The sequence below is a fragment of the Yoonia sp. R2331 genome, assembly GCF_041103235.1.
Classification (GTDB): domain Bacteria; phylum Pseudomonadota; class Alphaproteobacteria; order Rhodobacterales; family Rhodobacteraceae; genus CANMYO01.
Genome location: NZ_JBGCUN010000001.1, coordinates 406,360 through 425,041, shown reverse-complemented (window position 1 = coordinate 425,041; position 18,682 = coordinate 406,360). Strand labels below are relative to the sequence as shown.

Below are 18,682 nucleotides of genomic sequence, written 5' to 3'. Positions count from 1 at the left end.
GCATCTGTCGCCCGGCCCATTTCATTTCCCAACACGACATGAGGTGCCCCGTGAAAGATCGGCTGCTTCCATATTGGTTATTGATCCCGGCCTTCGTCATCGTGCTGGCGACAACGATCTACCCACTCGCCTATTCCTTCATCACTTCGTTTCGGGCGTGGGACCTCACCAAAAGCCGGCGGCCCGAAGGTTTTGTCGGCATCGACAATTACATTTACGCCATGGGTGAAAGCCAATTCCTGAATTCGCTTTGGGTGACGTTCATTTTCGTCATTACCAGTGTCATCCTGACGGTGATCTTGGCCATGGCGCTCGCGCTACTGCTGCGCCGCAAGGGGCCAATGCACACCTTCACGCGCATCATTCTGATCTTGCCCTTTGCGATGAGCCCGGCCCTTATCGGTGTCAGCTACCGGTTCATGTTCAACCCTGAATTCGGCGTGATCGCCAATGGTCTGGGCGCAGTTTTCCCGGCCTTGCAAGGCGTGCCGTGGCTGGCCGATCCACAACTGGCGATGGGCATCTTGGTGCTGACGGACGTTTGGCACTGGACCCCCTACATGACGTTCATGTGCCTCGGCGGCCTTGCGTCCATTCCGCGAGAAACGGAAGAAGCCGCGCGCATTGACGGTGCATCCAACCTGCGCATCATCTTTGGCATAATCCTGCCGCAGATGCGCGGTGTGATCCTTGTGATGGCGGTTCTGAAAACGATCTTTGCCCTTAAGATGTTCGATCAGGTCGTCACGCTGACGGGTGGTGGCCCGGGCACATCGACCGAAACCCTTGCTTATTTCATCTTCAACGTTGGCTTCCGCTGGTTCGACATGGGCTATGCCTCAGCACTGGCGTGGATCCTGACCGCGATCATGATGTTCATCTCAATCTGGTATGTCCGCATGCTGCTGAGCGAAAGAAAGATGGCAACCGCATGAAACGCACACTTTCCTATGTGGGCGAACGCGCCCTTCTGGTTGTCATTTCCATCGTGGTCCTGTTTCCGATTGCATGGATGTTCCTGACCGCTTTCAAACAGCCGCGCGACGCTTATTCCCTGTCGCTGATTTTTGAGCCGACTTTGCAGAATTTCATCACGGTGTTTTCAGCACCATGGAACCTAGGCTCAATGGTGATGAATTCGGTGATCGTCGCGACAGTCACAGTGGCAATTGCGGTACCCTGCGCGGCACTGGCGGCCTATTCCTTTTCGCGCTTCCGGGTGAAGGGGCGCAAGTTTCTGTTCTTCCTGATCCTGTCTACCCAGTTCATTCCCGCCGTCGTCATCGTTCTGCCGTTCTTTTTGATGTTCCGCCAACTTGATATGCTGGATACGCGGCTGGCCCTGATTATCGTCAACCTTGCGATCGTCACGCCATTCGTCATCTGGATGATTAAAGGCTTCATCGATGCGATCCCCACCGACAGCGAAGAGGCCGCAATGATTGATGGAGCATCGCGTCTGCGGGTCATCAAAGACATCGTTTTGCCCATGGCCGCGCCCGGGATCATGACGTCTTCGATATTCTGTTTCATCCTGACATGGAACGAGTTCCTGTTCGCGCTGATCTTGTCACGCCGTGAGGCGGTAACCCTTCCCGTGGGCCTTGTCAGTTTCCGCACCGAACGCGGTGACCTTTGGGAGTTGATGAGCGCCGCAGGCGTCATGATCACAGTGCCAATCTTCGTGATGGCCCTGTTCATCCAGAAACACTTTACGCGCGGCATGACGGCCGGCGCCGTGAAATAAGAATTTAGAGAGAAGGAACAAGATCATGGCCGAAGTCCGTCTTGTCGATATCGAAAAGAAATACGGTGCGTTTCTTGCTGTCCCAAAACAAAGCCTGACAATTCATGATGGTGAATTCCTGGTTCTGCTGGGGCCGTCAGGCTGCGGCAAGACAACAACCATGCGCATGATTGCAGGGCTAGAGGACATCACCTCGGGCGACATCATGATCAAGGGCGAGCGGATCAACGACAAGCCGCCCAAGGACCGCGATATCGCGATGGTGTTCCAGAACTATGGTCTTTACCCGCACATGACGGTGCGTCAGAACATCGAATATCCGCTTAAGCTGCGCGGGATGCCCAAAGCTGATCGTAAAGAGCGCGTGCGTGAAACCGCTGAGAAAGTCGAACTCGACGCCCTGCTGGATCGGCGCCCGTCTGAACTGTCCGGTGGTCAGCGACAGCGTGTGGCCCTGGCCCGTGCAATCGTGCGCACACCCAGCATCTTCCTGATGGACGAGCCGCTTTCAAATCTGGACGCCAAACTGCGCGTGACAATGCGGGCCGAACTTAAACACCTGCACCATGAATTGGGCGTGACCACCGTCTACGTGACACACGACCAGATGGAGGCAATGACGCTGGCCAATCGTGTCGCAGTCATGCGCGAAGGTCGGATCGTACAGCTTGATACGCCCAAAAAGATCTACGCCGAACCGGCTGATCTGTTTGTCGCGGGCTTCATTGGTTCGCCGTCGATGAATCTGATCGACGGATCCGTAAAAGGCGGCGTTTTCAGCGCGAGCGGCGTGGAAGTTGCCGTCGATCTTGCGGACCGAGACGGGGTTGTTCTTGGCATCCGCCCGGAAGAGCTCGACATCGTACAAGATGAAAAGGCCCCGATCACTGGTAAGCTCTACGCGCTCGAACTCACCGGAGAGTCGACCCTGGTCACTTTGCGCAACGGACAGTCTTCGGTCTGCGCGCGTGGACACGCCGATTTTGAGGCGGACATCAATTCACCTTGCCAATTGGCCCCCAAAGATGGCGCCCGCATTCATTTGTTTGATCGCGCGTCAGGCGAACGGCTCGGATAATAAGGGGACAGACCATGACGACCGAAATCACTCAGGACATCGCCGATGCGCGTCACATCAAGCGGGAGGAATATGTGTCCTGTACGGTGGCCTTCATTGACTGCAAAAAGCCTGGATCAGACACCAAGGAAAACTATTCGATCATCGGTCCGGGTGTGACGTCATCTGATGATCAGGTCATCAACCTGCCAGAGGCCCATGGGTTCAACATCGGCGCTGCGGCCATGCCTCATGGCATTACCAACAACTTGCATATTCATTTTACCGCCGAAGTTTTCATTGTGCAGGCGGGCGAATGGACGTTCCGCTGGGGTTCAAACGGAGAAAACGAGATCAAGGGCACCAAAGGCGACATCGTGTCGGTGCCGACATGGATCTTCCGGGGCTTCACCAATGCTGGCCCTGATGACGGCTGGTTGTTCACCATCCTGGGCGGCGACAACACTGGCGGCGTGATTTTCCACCCCGAGATCATCCGCGAGGCCGCCGACTACGGCCTTTATATTTCGTCCGAAAATCGCCTTATCGATACATCGCGTGGGGATGAGGTGCCGCCCGAAAGCGGGCGTATCCCACCGATGCCCGACGAAGACGTGGCCGCCCTGCGCAATGTGTCACGCAATGAAATGTTGTCGCGTATCGTCACCGCTGACGCCCGCGATTTCCGGCCTGCATTCATCGATCAGGCTTCGCCGAATGGCGGCGCAGAAATCGCCCCTGTCATCGGGTTCGGCATGACGCAGAACCGCGACCATGCAGCACCTATCACCAACCCTCACGGGTTCTCCGTCGAATGGCTTCGCATCGCGCCCGGCCAGTCTGTCGGCCCATTCCTGCTGGACGAAAAGATGGTCCTGATGATGCATGAAGGTCAGGCGCGGCTGGACTACGTCAACGGTGGCGCATCTGTAACCTTGAACGCATGGGACACATATTCGGTCCCAGCCGGCATGTTCCGCACCCTGACGGCAACAGGCCACACCGCCGTAGAGGCGCTCGTTGTGCTGAGTGGTGATCACCGAAAGCGCCCTGTTTTTGCGACTGAAGTGCTGGAAGCCGGACGGGATGCCGGACTTGGTCTTGACGCAGGGGGCTTTGTCGCCAAAGCCAGCCTTTTGCCAACCTACGGGCGGGCGGGTTGATGCGCGCCAACACCGTCAGGACCCGCCTCGCAGCGTCTGAAGTTGTGATAAATGGCTGGCTGTCGATTGGGTCCTCCTATTCGGCCGAAGGTGTTGGCCACAGCGGCGTGCATGCGGTGACCGTCGATCTGCAACATGGAATGCTTGGGTTCTCGGATGCGCTTACCATGATGCAGGCGATTTCTGCCACTCCAGCAACACCGATGGTCCGCGTGCCCGACTTGAACCCAGCGCAGATCATGCATCTTCTGGATGCTGGCGCTTACGGCATCATATGCCCGATGATCTCAACACCAGAGCAAACCAAAACGCTTGTGGATGCGTGCCGCTATCCACCTTTGGGCAACCGCAGTTTTGGTCCGTCGCGCGGGTTACTATACGGCGGGCCCGATTATGTGACGCAAGCCAACGAGGCGGTGATGGCCATCCCGATGGTCGAGACCGCAGAAGCTGTGGACCGGATTGAAGAAATCCTCGATGTGGATGGCGTTGATATGGTCTATATCGGTCCGAACGATCTGGCGTTTGAATTGGACGGGCACTCCGGCCACCCACGTCCCGAGTCTGAGGCTGCGATACACCATGTGCTGAACGCGGCCATCAAACGCAACATACCTGTGGGTATCTTTTGCGCCTCTGGCGAAGATGCCCGCCTGCGGATTGAACAAGGGTTCCGCCTTGTGACACCCGGCAATGATTTCGCCCATCTCACGCGCAGCATGCGGGAAGCCGTGCGCATCGCGCTTGAGGAACCTCCCGTCACAGCAGCCGCGCAAAATGGGTACTAGGGACCTATCGGACAAGCCTTGGATCTTGCTGTCAGGCACGTTGTGCACAGGTACGATGTTTGATCCCTTTCTGGACGTTCTGGGCATCGCAAAGGCGAACCGGCGGTATATTGAGCTGGATCGCCCTAATGCGGAAGACTTCCGCGATGTCTTTGAAAGTGTGACACCAGAGACCGTTGTTTGTGGTTTTTCGCTTGGCGCGATCGTTGCGGCTCATGCAGCTGGCCAAATGATGCCCTACTCATTGATCCTATTTGGCCTGAACCCCTTTCCGGATCCTCCCGAGAGGGCCCCGGGTCGACATGTGCTTTGCGATGATGTCCAGCGACTTGGTGGGGCAGCTGCGCTCGCTACACAAAATCTTGAGTTCCACGGGCCTACATCAGATACGGCCCGCACGGCAGTCTTGGCGATGGCCGACCAAACAGCCGATTTGATTGCGCCGCAGACCCAGCTTGCGCTGACGCGGCCCGGCGCATTACCCCAATTGGCCAAATGCGCCGCGCCGGTGCTTTGCCTGACCGGATCGTGCGATGCCACTGCGCCACCGGCACAGGGCCGTGCTGCGGCCGATCACGCGCCCCATGGACAGTTTTATGAACTGAACAAATTGGGACATTTCGCCCTGATTGAAGACCCTGACGCCTGTGCAAAAGCAGTGCGCGAAATGCACAAGGCCTTGCATGAACATGTCTGATCTGAATGGGTTGATTGCCCGTCAAGGTGACGGTGACGCGCTGATCACGTGCAATGCGACCAATGCTGCTGGCCCGTGGTACGGCCTTGACGGCTTCATGGCTCTTTGGACCGATTTTCGGAAGGCACGCACATGAGCGGAACAGTACTGGGCGTCATCGCGGACGATTTTACCGGGGCGACCGACATCGCAGGGCTTCTTGCACGATCCGGTGTGCAGGTGTCATTGCGCATCGGCGTGCCAAGCACACCGCCCGTGGACACCAGCGCATTTGAAGTCATCGCACTCAAATCCCGCACTGCCCCGGTGCAAGACGCGATCGACGAAACCCGCGCCGCGCTGGCCTGGCTTCGCACTGCAGGCGCTCGTCGTTTCTTCTGGAAATATTGCTCGACCTTTGACAGTACCGCCGAAGGCAATATTGGCCCCGTGGCCGAGGCGCTGATGGCTGACCTCGACTCAGACCAAACGATTTACTGCCCTGCCTTTCCCGAAAACGGAAGGTCGATCTTTATGGGGCATCTGTTTGTTGGGCAACAGCCATTGTCCGAGAGCCCGATGAAGGACCACCCGCTGACCCCCATGCGCGACAGCAGCTTGGTGCGATTGCTAAAGCCGCAAGTGACCAAACCGGTCGGCCTAATCGACCGAATGGTCGTCGCTCAAGGCGTCGATGCGCTCCGTGCCAGCCTTGCGCAACACCGCACCGAGGGCACCGCTCATGTCATTGTCGACGCAGTGGCCAACGCCGACCTTGAAACCATCGCAGCAGCCTGTCGCGACATGCCGCTGATCACGGGCGGTTCCGCCGTAGCGATGCCGTTGCCCGCGCTTTTTCTGGCTGACGGGCTATTGTCTGCGGATGCGAAAAAGCAGGCAGTTCACAGCATTGATCAAAAGACCATCGTCCTTTCAGGCAGCTGCTCTGCGATGACGAACGCGCAAGTGGCCGCGTATATCGCAACCGGTGCGCCATCGTATCGCCTCGACCCGCTGACGCTTTCGCAATCGGGCCTGCATGCGGTGCTTGTATGGCTCGCCAAGCAGGATTTGACCGAAGCCCCACTGATCTACGCCACCGCTGATCCCTCAACCGTCAAAGCAGCGCAGGCCAAACTCGGTGTTGCTGAGGTCGGATCTTTGATCGAAAACACTCTGGCCGCCTGTGCCGTTGCGTCCCGCGATGCTGGTGCGCGCCGCATCATCGTCGCGGGCGGTGAAACATCCGGTGCCGTGACCAAAGCGCTGGACGTTTCCCAGTTGGATATCGCTGCCGAAATCGCGCCCGGTGTTCCGTGGTCCTATTGCACTTCGCAGGGCACGCAGATCGCCTTGGCCCTCAAATCGGGCAACTTCGGCGCAGAAGATTTCTTTAGCCTGGCCCAAACAAAACTGAACGACACATGACCTCCGAAGCCCAGCTCAGGGAACAAATCTGTCTGCTCGCGAAATCCATGTTTGATCGCGGGCTTACAGGGGGAAGCACGGGCAACATTTCAGCGCGCACGGCCGATGGCGGACTGCTCGTTTCACCGACCGGGACAAGTTTCGGGCGCCTTGATCCTTCCCGCCTCAGCCGGTTTGACGTGAAAGGTGTTCTGATCGACGGCGATCCACCAACCAAAGAAATGCCGCTGCATTCCGCATTCTACGACACGAGGTCCACAGCGGGCGCTGTTGTGCATCTTCATAGCTGTCATTCTGTGGCGCTGTCGATGATGCCTAATGTGAATGAGGATGATTTTCTGCCGCGCCTGACACCCTACGCAATCATGAAGCTGGGGCGTGTAAAGCTGCTCCCGTTCTATCTGCCCGGTGATCCGGCGATGGGGGATGCGGTGCGAGGTCTTGCGGGAAAACGCTCGGCAGTGATGTTGGCCAATCACGGTCCTGTAGTCGCCGGCAAGGACATTGAAGCCGCCTGCAACGCGATTGAAGAACTTGAAGACACCGCGCGCCTGGCGATGATGACGCGCGGCATGTCACCGCGCGGGCTGTCGCAAACTGATGTGGAGCGGCTGGTGACGACATTCGACGTGGAGTGGGATATATGAAGTTTTCAGCCAACTTGGGTTTTTTGTGGTCAGAGCTGTCGCTTCTCGATGCCATACGCGCGGCAAAATCTGCGGGTTTTGATGCGGTCGAATGCCATTGGCCCTTTGCAACGCCAGCGGCTGAGGTGCGCAGCGCCTTGGACAAAACCGGTTTGCAAATGCTGGGATTGAACACAGTGCGGGGCGACGTGGCGGCCGGTGAAAACGGTCTTTCTGCATTGCCTGATCGCGTTGATGATGCGGTCTCTGCAATTGATGAGGCAATTTCCTACGCAAGCGCCATTAGCTGCAAAGCAGTGCACCTTATGGCGGGCTTTGCGAGCGGAGCAAATGCCCACGACACCTTTGTAAGGAACCTGAAATACGCATGCGCCCAAGCGGCGCCGCACGGGATCACGATCTTGATCGAGCCACTGAACCGCTATGACGCGCCGGGGTATTTTCTGACAACGACGACGCAGGCCGTCGATCTAATCGGTGCCGTGCAAGCGCCCAACCTTAAGCTCATGTTTGATTGCTATCATGTGCAACTGATGGAGGGCGATCTTTGCCACAAGCTGGAAGATCTTATGCCTTACATTGGGCATATCCAGTTTGCTTCGGTGCCTGATCGTGGACCGCCCGACACCGGGGAGGTGAACTTCGACCACATATTTAAAGTGCTTAGCGCAATGGGATACGGCAAACCGATAGGCGCGGAATATAAGCCAAATGGCCCAACGGATAAGACCTTGGGCTGGCTGACCAAACATTGATCTCGCCCGGACCACGCTTCCCGCTTCAGCACCAAGACCTCAAACGTCGTCCCCACAAAAAGATCTGATTTCGGTTCAACATGATGCGGCAAACAGCTCACTTCGAAATACGGACAAATCGAAGACCGCCATGCGACTGAGCCTAGGCTATCCCCGGAAATTTGGACACGGATACAAACAGCGATTTGTAGCCCGCTGATCTTCGAAGAGAACGAGGCCAGAAATGTCGAAACGGAAGCAATGGGAAAACGCGCCGACATTCAGTTGCAAGAAGTTGGAACAATTGGTGAGCAGCGCTGGTTCTACGTGCGTCCGCAAACTGCGCTAACTCTGCAAAACATCAAACGGCAAAGTTTCAGTGCAGCAACACAGATCGACTAAAGCGCCGTTCGAATTTCGTGTCCTGGCGCAAAAAGCAAACGGACTTGCGTTACTGCGTTTTCGCGGTCCCACGTTACACGCTCAATCGCGAACAGGGCGCTTTGGTCTGGGCAGTGAAGCAGCGCGGCGCTATCCTCGGTCGCTGTGGCTGCGGAAAAGACGATTTCGCCATGCGTATATGGTGTGTTCCTCAGAAGCCATTCGTTGGCGCTCACGGTCTCGAAACTCTCGTTGGACACGTTCGGCACAACTTGCGGATCAATCCAGCGGTCCTCGAAAGCATAAGGAGCACCGTCAGCGAGATGCAGGGCAGTAAAATGCAAGAGTGAACGTGCCTCGCCTGAATTGAAGGTCTCCTGAATTGGTTTTGGGGGCACAGCCTCTTTAGATGAAATCCGTCGGTAGCCATATTTTTGGCCTCGCGCCTCGACCTCTTTGCGGATCACGGCAATGTTCAACTTGGCCATTGCAACCGGCTGTGCAGCAACACGTGTTCCTGCTTTGCGGCGTCGATCCAAAAGCCCGCTCTCGGCCACGGCGCGCAAGGCGCGGTTGACAGTTGTGCGCGCGCAGCCAAACTCTTGCGCGAGATCGGCTTCGTTGGGGATGAGGTCGCCCGGTTTCCATTCGCGCGCATGGATACGACGCCGAACCTCTGTCTGAACGCTTCGCCAGTCCCGAAAAGTTTGAGTTTTCATAGGGCGTCCTTCAAGGCGTCAATGGTCCGTTTATAGGCCGTTGTAATCTCTTCTTTCGCAAAATGTCTTCCGTCAGCAACCAAGTGACGGCCCGCCGACCAGACATCCCGCACGCGGCGATCATCACCTGCGAAAATCCAAGCATCAAGAGCGGTATCGCCGGCCCGGCCCCACAGGTGTGGATGGTCCGTATCAAGAGCCAACATATCAGCCCAATAGCCCGTTTCGAGCCGACCAGTTTGTCGGCTCGTTGCCTGCGCACCGCCGGTCAACATCCCCTCGAACAAGCGCCGACCTGTTGAAAACTCCCCCGTGGCGAGCGCAGCCCTGGTCCCGTCGCGCAAGCGCTGCGAATACTCCAGCGTCCGCAGTTCTTCGGTAAGCGAAATGCGGATGTTGCTGTCAGACCCAATGGCAACCTGACCACCCGCCCCCATCCAGCGGACGGCATCAAAAATCCCGTCTCCAAGGCTACTTTCCGTAATGGGGCAAAGTCCAGCGACTGCCCCGGTTTGGGCAAGACGTAGGGTTTCTGCAGGGGTCATCTGCGTACAATGGATCAGACACCAGCGCGCATCCAGCCCCATGTTGTCCAGCGCCCATTCCACGGGCCTTGCGCCCCAATGCGCCTTTACCTCGCTGACTTCAGGGATCTGTTCCGCCAAATGCATATGGAGCGGACCTGTCGGGAAATGCTCTCCATAGGATCGCAGCGCATCAACACCAACGGCCCGCAAGGAATGCGGGGCCACGCCATGTGTTGTGTCATCAGGGAGCGCAGAAAGCGCGGCAACCGCTTGTTTGTGCAGCCGCCCGAACCTGTCCAGATCATTTCCAAACCTAATCTGACCCGCAGTCAGCGCACGTCCGTCGCAGCCGCCGAATTGATAGTGAACCGGCAGCAGACAAAGCCCGATCCCGCTTTGCGCCGCTGCCGAGGCAATGCGTTCAGACATCTCAGCCAAGTTGGCGTAAGGCGTCCCTCCGTGCTGATGGTGGAGATAGTGAAATTCGGCGTTGGTGGCATAGCCTGCTTCCAGCATTTCCATCTGAACAAAGGCAGTGATCGCCTCAACGTGTTCCGGGCTCAACTTATCAAGAAACCTGAACATTAGCTGTCGCCAAGTCCAAAAGCTATCGCTTGGATCTGGACCGCGCCGTTCGGTCAATCCCGCCATAGCACGTTGGAACGCATGGCTGTGCACGTTCACGGGTGCGGGCAAAAGAAGATCGGTTTTGGTGCCTTTTGGGGCGGTTTGGGTTTGCACCCCAACAATGCGCCCGCCACTGCCAACCTCGACACAGACATCCGATGCCCAACCGGATGGCAGCAATGCCGCTTTAGCCCAAACAGTTTTCATGACGCTCTCGCTTGACAAGCATATTATGTATGCACATAAAAACACCGAAACGCAAGCAAGGCAATGCGGATGCTTTTGACCAATGCACATATTGCGACGCTCCAAACTGATGACAGCTATGGTCTGATTAAGGATGGCGTCATCGCGCTGGAGGGTGAGCGGATCGCGTGGGTTGGCCTTGCTTCGGACCTTCCTACGCACTTCCAGAACCACCCACGCCACGATCTTGCGGGGAAACTGGTCACCCCTGCCCTTATCGATTGCCATACCCATGTTGTCTTTGGCGGCAACCGGGCGACGGAATTCGAACAACGCCTGAATGGCGCCAGCTACGAGGAAATCGCCACAGCAGGTGGTGGTATCGTCTCGACCGTTACCGCAACACGCGCAGCATCCGAAGACGACTTGCTTGCAGATACTTTGACGCGCGTTGATGCGATGATTGCCGAAGGCGTGTGCTTGATTGAGGTGAAGTCCGGTTATGGATTGGACAAGCACACCGAGCTGAAGATGCTGCGGGTCGCACGAGAGATTTCAAACGTGCGCCCGATTGACGTGCGCACCAGTTTCCTTGGGGCCCATGCCGTCCCTCCTGAATATGCAGGAAACCCGGATGCGTATATCGACAAGGTGTGTATCCCGACCCTGCGCGCCGCTCATGCCGAAGGGCTGGTCGATGCGGTTGACGGTTTCTGCGAGGGCATCGCTTTTGACACGGCACAGATTTCGCGCGTTTTTGCGGTCGCAAAGGATCTGGACGTGCCGGTCAAACTTCATGCCGAGCAATTGTCCCACGTCGGGGGTACGGCACTGGCCGCGCAATTCGGAGCGCTCAGTGCGGATCACGTGGAATACGCGACTGAAGCCGACGCCATGGCATTGTCCAAGGCGGGGACCGTTGCTGTGGTTTTGCCCGGCGCGTTCTACACGCTCCGCGAGACCCAAATGCCGCCCGTCCAGTCCTTCCGGGATCATGGTGTTCCGATGGCGCTGGCAACCGACTGCAATCCCGGCTCGTCTCCTCTGACCTCGCCTTTGTTGGCAATGAACATGGCCTGCACGATGTTTCGAATGACCCCGCTGGAAGCACTGCTTGGCTTAACGGCGCATGCCGCGCGCGCACTGGGCGAGACAAACCTAGGCCGTCTTGTTGCGGGGCATCGCGCCAACCTGAATGTCTGGGACGTCTCTCACCCAGCAGAGTTGTCCTACCGTATTGGCTTCAACCCTTTGCACGCACGCTTTTTTAAGGGATCGCTATGACCATCTCACTCCGGCCCGGCAGTGCGACCTTGGCGCAATTGCGCGATATCTGGTCTGGTGAACATGCGGTCAAGCTGGACCCTTCGTCGCATCCGGCGATCACGGCTGCGGCCAATGCTGTTGCGAAAGCCGCCGCTGGGGATGGTGCGGTCTACGGGATCAACACCGGGTTTGGAAAGCTGGCAAGCGTCAAGATTGCGCCTGACGATGTGGCAACCCTTCAGCGCAATCTGATCCTGTCGCATTGCTGTGGTGTGGGCGAAACGCTGGACATCGCCACGACCCGGTTGATGATGGTTTTGAAGCTTTTGTCGCTCGGACGTGGCGCATCTGGGGTCGCCCTTTCGACAGTGACCAATATCGAAGCGATGTTGGCCAAAGGTGTGACGCCTGTGATCCCGAGCCAAGGGTCGGTCGGTGCATCTGGCGATCTTGCCCCGTTGGCACACATGGCCGCCGTAATGATTGGCGAAGGTGAGGCCGTGTTCGAAGGTGCGCGCATGAGCGCCGCTGATGCGATGCGAAAGGCCAAGATCACCCCGATTGTGCTGGGCCCAAAAGAGGGCTTGGCGCTGATCAATGGTACACAGTTTTCGACCGCCTGCGCTTTGGTCGGCCTTTGGGGCGCATGGCAAAACGCGGCGACCTCTGTTGTGACCTGCGCAATGTCAACAGATGCGATCATGGGCTCAACCGCGCCGTTGCAAGACGCTATACACACCCTGCGGGGGCACCGGGGCCAAATCGCGGTTGCACGGGCACAATCCGCGTTGATGGCCGGTTCAGAGATCAGAGCAAGCCATGTTGACGGCGATACCCGAGTGCAAGACCCCTACTGCATCAGGTGCCAGCCACAGGTCACCGGCGCTGCGATGGATTTGTTGCACTTCGCGGCGCGCACCCTGGAGATCGAAGCGAACGCTGTGACGGATAATCCGCTGGTTTTGGTGGACGCTGACATGATCGTCTCGGGCGGAAATTTCCATGCTGAACCAGTCGGCTTTGCCGCGGATCAGATTGCCGTCGCGGTTTCTGAGATCGGCGCGATTGCGCAGCGTCGCGTGGCTTTGATGGTTGATCCGACGCTCAGCTTTGATCTTCCGCCCTTTTTGACACCGGACCCTGGGCTAAATTCGGGCCTGATGATCGCCGAGGTGACGACCGCAGCGCTTATGAGCGAAAACAAACATCTGGCCAATCCTTGCACGACGGACAGCACGCCGACCTTTGCAAACCAAGAGGACCATGTGTCGATGGCCGCACACGCGGCCCGTCGTTTGCTGCGCATGAACGCAAACCTTAACGTAATCCTCGGGGTCGAAGCGGTGTGCGCCACGCAAGGGATTGAGTTCCGCGCGCCATTGAAAACCAGCACATCACTAACGGCAGCCATGGATGTTTTGCGCGCCAAGGTGCCTGCCATCGACAAGGATCGCTATTTGGCCCCTTCGATCGAAGCGGCCGGTGATCTCGTAGCGAACGGCGTGCTGACCGCCGCGGTTGATCTTCCGGGTTTTGTCAAAGGAGAGAGCGATTGACGCCTGTTTCTGTCGTTCAAGGCTCTGGCCCTCTGGTTTTAGGTTTGCCGCACGCGGGTACTTTTGTGCCTGATGACATAGGCGCGAACCTCAATGAGAATGGGGAAAGACTGACCGACACAGATTGGCATATTGACCGCCTCTATGACGGTCTCTTGCAAGACGTCACAACGGTCAAAGCCAACTTTCATCGCTATGTGATTGACGCCAATCGCGATCCATCGGGCGAAAGCCTTTATCCGGGGCAAAATACAACGACACTTATTCCGCTCACGGATTTTGACGGCAAGTCGATCTGGAAAACGCCCCCATCAACCGAAAACCTCGCGGCGCGGCGCGACGCTTTTCACGCACCCTATCATGCGGCGCTTGCGGCAGAGCTTGCGCGTGTGCGTACCATTCATGGCATCGCAATCCTTTATGACTGTCATTCAATCCGCTCTGTCATTCCGCATCTTTTTGACGGGACATTGCCGGACTTCAACATTGGCACAAACTGTGGCGAGACATGCGCGCCAAAGATCGAGGCCGCCACCATTGCGATCTGCGAGGGCACGTGCGCCTACAGCTCTGTCCTGAACGGCAGGTTCAGGGGGGGATGGACAACGCGCCATTACGGCAAGCCTCAAACCGGCATTCATGCGATTCAGATGGAGCTCGCGCAATCTGCATATCTGACGGATGAAGCCGCCCCTTGGACCTACGACGAAGACAAGGCCGCGCGCCTGCGCCCTTTCCTGACGAACATCCTTGCAACTCTGGGCGCATTGGCCCCCACACTTGGAGCTTCCAAATGACCAAAGCACGCCACAATACGCGAGACGTGTTTCCCCCCACCGGGTCCGAGATCACTGCGAAAAGTTGGCTGACCGAGGCCCCAATGCGGATGCTGATGAACAATCTGCACCCGGACGTCGCCGAGAACCCGCATGAACTGGTGGTCTATGGTGGGATCGGTCGCGCAGCCCGCACATGGGAAGACTTCGATGCAATCGTGGCCGCTTTGAAAGACCTTGAAGAGACGCAAACACTTTTGGTGCAGTCAGGCAAACCCGTGGGTGTGTTCAACACCCACAAGGATGCACCGCGGGTTCTGATCGCGAACTCCAATCTCGTGCCGCATTGGGCGACCTGGGACCACTTCAATGAGCTCGATAAAAAGGGCCTTGCGATGTACGGGCAAATGACGGCCGGGTCGTGGATTTACATTGGAACGCAGGGCATCGTTCAAGGCACCTACGAAACCTTCATGGAGGCGGGGCGCCAGCACTATGATGGCAACCTCAAGGGGCGCTGGATATTGACTGGTGGCCTTGGCGGCATGGGTGGTGCGCAACCACTTGCGGCAGTGATGGCCGGTGCTTGCTGTCTGGCAGTTGAATGCGATGAGACACGCGCCGATTTTCGACTGCGCACCCGCTACGTCGACGAGAAAACCCACGACCTGGACGAAGCGCTCGCCATGATTAATCGCTGGACCGCAAAGGGCGAAGCAAAATCCGTGGCGTTGATCGGAAATGCGGCGGACGTGTTCCCAGAATTGGTCAAGCGCGAGGTAAAGCCTGACATCGTCACTGACCAAACCTCGGCTCATGATCCGAGCCACGGGTACCTGCCGCAGGGATGGACGGTCGCTGAATGGCGCGCCAAGCAGGAAAGCGACCCTATCGCCGTGGAAAAAGCCGCGCGAGTCTCAATGAAAACCCAAGTTGCGGCGATGGTCGACTTTTGGGATGCCGGGGTGCCAACGTTGGATTACGGCAACAACATCCGGCAGGTCGCTCAGGAAGAAGGGCTAGAGAACGCCTTTGCATTTCCGGGCTTTGTTCCTGCCTACATCCGCCCGCTGTTTTGCCGCGGCATAGGCCCGTTCCGTTGGTGCGCCCTGTCTGGCGACCCAGAGGACATCTATAAGACCGACGCCAAGGTGAAAGAACTGATCGACGATCCGCACCTGCACAACTGGCTCGACATGGCGCGCGAACGAATTGCATTCCAGGGTCTTCCCGCGCGGATTTGTTGGGTTGGGCTGGGACTGCGACACAAATTGGGGCTGGCGTTCAACGAGATGGTCCGAACCGGCGAATTGTCGGCGCCAGTCGTCATTGGCCGCGACCACCTGGATTCGGGTTCAGTTGCCTCGCCCAATCGCGAGACAGAGGCCATGAAGGACGGCTCGGACGCTGTGTCTGACTGGCCGCTCCTGAACGCTATGCTGAATGTCGCAGGTGGCGCGACCTGGGTGTCGCTGCATCACGGCGGCGGCGTTGGCATGGGATTTTCCCAACACTCAGGCATGGTGATCTGCTGTGATGGCTCTGAGGATGCGGATCGACGCATCGCAAACGTGCTATGGAACGACCCCGCGACTGGTGTGATGCGTCATGCGGATGCCGGATATCAGCACGCACGAGACTGTGCCCGCGAACATGGCCTGAACTTGCCCGGCATTTTGGGGAGGTAAGCCTGTTAAGCGACGCCTGGTTTATCTTGGAATAGCATCCCGAGATTGCGCGCGCGCTTCAAACCGATCGCCCAGCGCCATATTTGCCTTGTGTCAGATGAGACCCCGAAAATCTTAGGCTCGGAAATCCGACGCCAATTTGAAACAGTCGACTTGATGCGATCCTGCCGGTCTAGGGTGCGTCTTTCTCGGTCCTAGGCCTGCGTCAAAGACCCGCGGATTTCTATCCTGACATCCAGCTTTCGCGTGACGGCTGAACTTTGCTTTTCGACCATATTGATCAGTTCCTGCGCCGCTATGTGGCCCATCTCGCGGTGCGGAACATGGACAGTTGTCAGCGGGGGGTGCAGGATACTTGCCAATTCAATGTCGTCAAATCCCGTAATGGAAATCTCTTCGGGAACACGCAGACCCAACTGTCTTGCTCTACTGATCGCGCCTGCCGCTAAAACATCGTTGCCGCACATGATGACGGTGGGCTTCACTTCAGCTTGCATCAACGCCTCAAATGCATCTGCCCCGTTCTCAATTTCATAGGCTGTTTCGATGATCGGCAGCACGGCCGGGTCAAAGCCATGCGCTGATAAGCTTTCCTTGATACCCCTTAGTCGGCCTTCGGCCCGGTCGTTGCCTTCGATGATACCTGAAATGACAGAGATCCTCGTATGCCCCAACGACAGGACATGGTCGGCCAGTCTTCGCATGGCTGCGCAGTTGTCAAAGCCGACTGATGCGTGAACACCCTCTGGCGTTGTTATCCATGCCAACATCGTTGGAATGCCACGCCTTTCGAGGTAGTCATAAATGGATTGATCCCGCTCATGACCGATCAGCAAAAGACCATCTGCGCCGCGGGCAACAAGGGCCCGGATCTGTTCCGCCTCCAGTTCCGGCCGATAGGCGCTACTGGATACCAGGAGGTTGTAGCCGCTGTCGTGGAGGGTTTCCTGAAATGCCTGCAAACCTCTGGCAAAGATCGCGTTTTCCATCGTGGGGATGATGGCACCGATGGTGTGGGTGCGTTTTGCGGCCATGGCTCTGGCATTGAAATTGGGCGTGTATCCCAAAGTATCAATGGCCTTCATCACGTGCTCGAGGGTCTTTTGGGAAACCTTCTGCTTTTCATTGAGACACCGCGATACCGTAGCCGTTGATACACCTGCAAAGCGCGCCACATCATCCAGCGTCGGTATGTCTGGGGTCTGAGACATAAAGCAGGTGCTCTCCATTTGTTGCCTTTAGCTATATCTTAGAACCAAATGCGGTCTCGAGCACAGGGAAAATGTAAGGGCTTGCACGAATCGTTTGTAAGCGCTTACACTTTCTTGGAACCAGTCGCTTGGAGGCTTGCATGTTCCTCATCAGTTCATTCGTCGTTTTCGCGATTTTCTTTTTGAACGTCGCCTTGGGCGCTTTTGCAGACAGCGCATTTCTGGGGGATGTCGGCGAGATGTTGGTTCTGTTTTTCGCGACGGTTCTTTTTGTCGTCGCCATTTTGAAGAAAGAAGCTGATCGGAAAAAAAACGACAGCGAGTGATTCCAACGGGAGGAGAACCAAATGGATAAGCAAGATCGTACCGAACTCGAGTCGGTGGAGCGCCGGAATTTTCTGAAGATTGCGTCAACGACTGGGTTTACAGCGGCCCTGGTCGCCGGGGCTGCAGGAACGCTCTGGTCGACCGAAGCTGCGGCGCAATCTGCCAACGAAGAACGCGAGCGTGAGCAAGCGGCAGAGCACACCATGACCATCGCCACGGCCTATGTTCTGGGTGCATCTCGCAGCTATCCAATCATGCAGTTGGACCTCAAAGAGAACATCCAGAATGCAACCAACGGCAAGGTCTACGTCAAATTGGCGCCGGGCGGTCAATTGGGTGCAGGTGGCGCCCTTGTGCAGGCTGTTCAAGGTGGCACGATTCAGGCGGCCCAGCATTCGCTGTCTAACTTCGCACCGTTTGCGTCTACAGTTGACCTGATCAACATGCCTTACCTGTGCGGATCCAATCAGCGGTTCACAAACCTCGTGAATTCTGACTTCTGGAACGCAAACGTTACGCCGAAAATTGAAGAAAACGGTTTCAAGCCGCTGTTCTACATCAACATTGATCCACGTGTTGTTGCAGTCCGCAAAGGCGGTGCCGGTGCGGTCATCACACCCGGCGATCTGGATGGCGTGAAGTTCCGCGTTCCCGGGTCAGCAATGCTGCAGCAGTATTACCGTTTGGTCGGTGCGAACCCGACACCCGTTGCATGGGGCGAGACACCGTCAGCCATTCAGCAAGGCGTGGCTGATGCGCTTGACCCGTCAGTTGGCGCGCTCTTTGTCTTTGGCTTCAAGGACATCCTAAGCCACGTGACCTTCACCCAGGCAGTGCCGGACAGCCAAGTCTACTCGTGTAACCTTGAGTGGTTCAACTCGATGCCAGCCGACGTTCAAGACGGCATCATGTGGGGCTCTGAAATGACCGCACATCAGAACCTTGCAAAGGTGCCATCGGCCCGTGCCTATGCCATGGCCGAGTTGAGAAAAGCCGGCGTCGAATTCCACAGTCTCAGCGAAGATCAGCTGGCAGAATGGAGAGACGCAGGTGGCTACCAGCGCCCAGAATGGGATGAGTTCAAAGTGGAACTCGCAGGCTCCATGGATGCCTTTGCCCAGATGGAAGAAGCGGCAGGCACGCAGGGCAAATACTACGTCCACGACGCCTAAAGCGAC

At 57.1% G+C, this 18,682-nt stretch carries 19 protein-coding genes; 16 read left to right on the top strand and 3 right to left on the bottom strand.

Annotated features, from left to right (window positions below; all coding sequences use genetic code 11):
• Window positions 1-50: 50 nt before the first annotated feature.
• From AB3Y40_RS02195 to AB3Y40_RS02150, 10 genes are read left to right on the top strand one after another with little or no spacing between them, the layout of a single operon-like run.
• Entirely contained in the window at window positions 51-935 is an 885-nt protein-coding gene (locus AB3Y40_RS02195) for a carbohydrate ABC transporter permease (protein ID WP_369437165.1), read from the top strand.
• Window positions 932-1,747 (top strand): carbohydrate ABC transporter permease, encoded by an 816-nt coding sequence (locus AB3Y40_RS02190; protein WP_369437164.1) that lies wholly within the window; start codon window positions 932-934, stop codon window positions 1,745-1,747. The genes AB3Y40_RS02195 and AB3Y40_RS02190 overlap by 4 nt, the downstream gene beginning before the upstream one ends.
• 25 nt (window positions 1,748-1,772) lie before the next feature.
• A complete protein-coding gene (locus tag AB3Y40_RS02185; protein WP_369437163.1) occupies window positions 1,773-2,825 on the top strand; it encodes an ABC transporter ATP-binding protein in 1,053 nt (350 codons plus the stop codon).
• A gap of 14 nt (window positions 2,826-2,839) precedes the next feature.
• Window positions 2,840-3,967, top strand: coding sequence for a cupin domain-containing protein (locus AB3Y40_RS02180; protein ID WP_369437162.1), 1,128 nt, complete (start codon window positions 2,840-2,842; stop codon window positions 3,965-3,967).
• Entirely contained in the window at window positions 3,967-4,755 is a 789-nt protein-coding gene (locus AB3Y40_RS02175; protein ID WP_369437161.1) for an HpcH/HpaI aldolase family protein, read from the top strand. The genes AB3Y40_RS02180 and AB3Y40_RS02175 overlap by 1 nt, the downstream gene beginning before the upstream one ends.
• Window positions 4,756-4,810: 55 nt before the next feature.
• Window positions 4,811-5,452, top strand: coding sequence for an alpha/beta fold hydrolase (locus AB3Y40_RS02170; RefSeq protein WP_369437160.1), 642 nt, complete (start codon window positions 4,811-4,813; stop codon window positions 5,450-5,452).
• Window positions 5,445-5,588, top strand: coding sequence for a hypothetical protein (locus AB3Y40_RS02165; protein ID WP_369437159.1), 144 nt, complete (start codon window positions 5,445-5,447; stop codon window positions 5,586-5,588). Before AB3Y40_RS02170 ends, AB3Y40_RS02165 begins: the two co-directional genes overlap by 8 nt.
• Window positions 5,585-6,859, top strand: a complete 1,275-nt coding sequence (gene otnK / locus AB3Y40_RS02160; RefSeq protein ID WP_369437158.1) for a 3-oxo-tetronate kinase — start codon at window positions 5,585-5,587, stop codon at window positions 6,857-6,859. The genes AB3Y40_RS02165 and otnK overlap by 4 nt, the downstream gene beginning before the upstream one ends.
• Window positions 6,856-7,506: a 3-oxo-tetronate 4-phosphate decarboxylase gene (gene otnC / locus AB3Y40_RS02155; protein WP_369437157.1), complete on the top strand. Its 651-nt coding sequence runs from the start codon at window positions 6,856-6,858 to the stop codon at window positions 7,504-7,506. The genes otnK and otnC overlap by 4 nt, the downstream gene beginning before the upstream one ends.
• Complete coding sequence (locus AB3Y40_RS02150) at window positions 7,503-8,261, top strand: hydroxypyruvate isomerase family protein (RefSeq protein ID WP_369437156.1); 759 nt, start codon at window positions 7,503-7,505, stop codon at window positions 8,259-8,261. The genes otnC and AB3Y40_RS02150 overlap by 4 nt, the downstream gene beginning before the upstream one ends.
• Before the next feature lie 377 nt (window positions 8,262-8,638).
• Here AB3Y40_RS02150 and AB3Y40_RS02145 read toward each other — a convergent pair whose 3' ends face one another.
• A complete protein-coding gene (locus AB3Y40_RS02145) occupies window positions 8,639-9,340 on the bottom strand; it encodes a GntR family transcriptional regulator (protein ID WP_369437155.1) in 702 nt (233 codons plus the stop codon).
• A complete protein-coding gene (locus AB3Y40_RS02140; protein ID WP_369437154.1) occupies window positions 9,337-10,701 on the bottom strand; it encodes a formimidoylglutamate deiminase in 1,365 nt (454 codons plus the stop codon). Before AB3Y40_RS02140 ends, AB3Y40_RS02145 begins: the two co-directional genes overlap by 4 nt.
• A gap of 69 nt (window positions 10,702-10,770) precedes the next feature.
• Here AB3Y40_RS02140 and hutI point away from each other — a divergent pair, with 69 nt between their 5' ends.
• Genes hutI through hutU form a run of 4 tightly spaced genes read left to right on the top strand, consistent with a single transcriptional unit; the run spans window position 10,771 to window position 15,966 of the window.
• Window positions 10,771-11,964: an imidazolonepropionase gene (hutI, locus tag AB3Y40_RS02135; protein WP_369437153.1), complete on the top strand. Its 1,194-nt coding sequence runs from the start codon at window positions 10,771-10,773 to the stop codon at window positions 11,962-11,964.
• Window positions 11,961-13,502, top strand: a complete 1,542-nt coding sequence (gene hutH / locus AB3Y40_RS02130; protein ID WP_369437152.1) for a histidine ammonia-lyase — start codon at window positions 11,961-11,963, stop codon at window positions 13,500-13,502. Before hutI ends, hutH begins: the two co-directional genes overlap by 4 nt.
• A complete protein-coding gene (gene hutG / locus AB3Y40_RS02125; protein WP_369437151.1) occupies window positions 13,499-14,299 on the top strand; it encodes an N-formylglutamate deformylase in 801 nt (266 codons plus the stop codon). The genes hutH and hutG overlap by 4 nt, the downstream gene beginning before the upstream one ends.
• Window positions 14,296-15,966 (top strand): urocanate hydratase, encoded by a 1,671-nt coding sequence (gene hutU / locus AB3Y40_RS02120; RefSeq protein ID WP_369437150.1) that lies wholly within the window; start codon window positions 14,296-14,298, stop codon window positions 15,964-15,966. The genes hutG and hutU overlap by 4 nt, the downstream gene beginning before the upstream one ends.
• A 194-nt stretch (window positions 15,967-16,160) precedes the next feature.
• On the opposite strand, the gene AB3Y40_RS02115 is transcribed toward hutU, so the two are convergent.
• Window positions 16,161-17,177 carry a LacI family DNA-binding transcriptional regulator gene (locus AB3Y40_RS02115; RefSeq protein WP_369439585.1) on the bottom strand — a complete coding sequence of 339 codons (1,017 nt, stop codon included), beginning with the start codon at window positions 17,175-17,177 and terminating at the stop codon, window positions 16,161-16,163.
• 182 nt (window positions 17,178-17,359) lie between these two features.
• Between AB3Y40_RS02115 and AB3Y40_RS02110 the strand changes: the two genes are divergently transcribed.
• Together AB3Y40_RS02110 and AB3Y40_RS02105 are read left to right on the top strand one after the other, a co-directional pair.
• Window positions 17,360-17,503 (top strand): hypothetical protein, encoded by a 144-nt coding sequence (locus AB3Y40_RS02110; protein ID WP_459553959.1) that lies wholly within the window; start codon window positions 17,360-17,362, stop codon window positions 17,501-17,503.
• A gap of 21 nt (window positions 17,504-17,524) precedes the next feature.
• Complete coding sequence (locus AB3Y40_RS02105; RefSeq protein ID WP_369437149.1) at window positions 17,525-18,676, top strand: TRAP transporter substrate-binding protein; 1,152 nt, start codon at window positions 17,525-17,527, stop codon at window positions 18,674-18,676.
• Window positions 18,677-18,682 lie beyond the last annotated feature (6 nt).

Bases quoted from the DNA above. Each gene is read 5' to 3' on its own strand.
- AB3Y40_RS02190 (WP_369437164.1), top strand. From the start codon at position 932: ATGAAACGCACACTTTCCTATGTGGGCGAACGCGCCCTTCTGGTTGTC.
- AB3Y40_RS02185 (WP_369437163.1), top strand. From the start codon at position 1,773: ATGGCCGAAGTCCGTCTTGTCGATATCGAAAAGAAATACGGTGCGTTT.
- AB3Y40_RS02180 (WP_369437162.1), top strand. From the start codon at position 2,840: ATGACGACCGAAATCACTCAGGACATCGCCGATGCGCGTCACATCAAG.
- AB3Y40_RS02175 (WP_369437161.1), top strand. From the start codon at position 3,967: ATGCGCGCCAACACCGTCAGGACCCGCCTCGCAGCGTCTGAAGTTGTG.
- AB3Y40_RS02170 (WP_369437160.1), top strand. From the start codon at position 4,811: ATGTTTGATCCCTTTCTGGACGTTCTGGGCATCGCAAAGGCGAACCGG.
- AB3Y40_RS02165 (WP_369437159.1), top strand. From the start codon at position 5,445: ATGTCTGATCTGAATGGGTTGATTGCCCGTCAAGGTGACGGTGACGCG.
- otnK (WP_369437158.1), top strand. From the start codon at position 5,585: ATGAGCGGAACAGTACTGGGCGTCATCGCGGACGATTTTACCGGGGCG.
- otnC (WP_369437157.1), top strand. From the start codon at position 6,856: ATGACCTCCGAAGCCCAGCTCAGGGAACAAATCTGTCTGCTCGCGAAA.
- AB3Y40_RS02150 (WP_369437156.1), top strand. From the start codon at position 7,503: ATGAAGTTTTCAGCCAACTTGGGTTTTTTGTGGTCAGAGCTGTCGCTT.
- AB3Y40_RS02145 (WP_369437155.1), bottom strand. From the start codon at position 9,340: ATGAAAACTCAAACTTTTCGGGACTGGCGAAGCGTTCAGACAGAGGTT.
- AB3Y40_RS02140 (WP_369437154.1), bottom strand. From the start codon at position 10,701: ATGAAAACTGTTTGGGCTAAAGCGGCATTGCTGCCATCCGGTTGGGCA.
- hutI (WP_369437153.1), top strand. From the start codon at position 10,771: ATGCTTTTGACCAATGCACATATTGCGACGCTCCAAACTGATGACAGC.
- hutH (WP_369437152.1), top strand. From the start codon at position 11,961: ATGACCATCTCACTCCGGCCCGGCAGTGCGACCTTGGCGCAATTGCGC.
- hutU (WP_369437150.1), top strand. From the start codon at position 14,296: ATGACCAAAGCACGCCACAATACGCGAGACGTGTTTCCCCCCACCGGG.
- AB3Y40_RS02115 (WP_369439585.1), bottom strand. From the start codon at position 17,177: ATGTCTCAGACCCCAGACATACCGACGCTGGATGATGTGGCGCGCTTT.
- AB3Y40_RS02105 (WP_369437149.1), top strand. From the start codon at position 17,525: ATGGATAAGCAAGATCGTACCGAACTCGAGTCGGTGGAGCGCCGGAAT.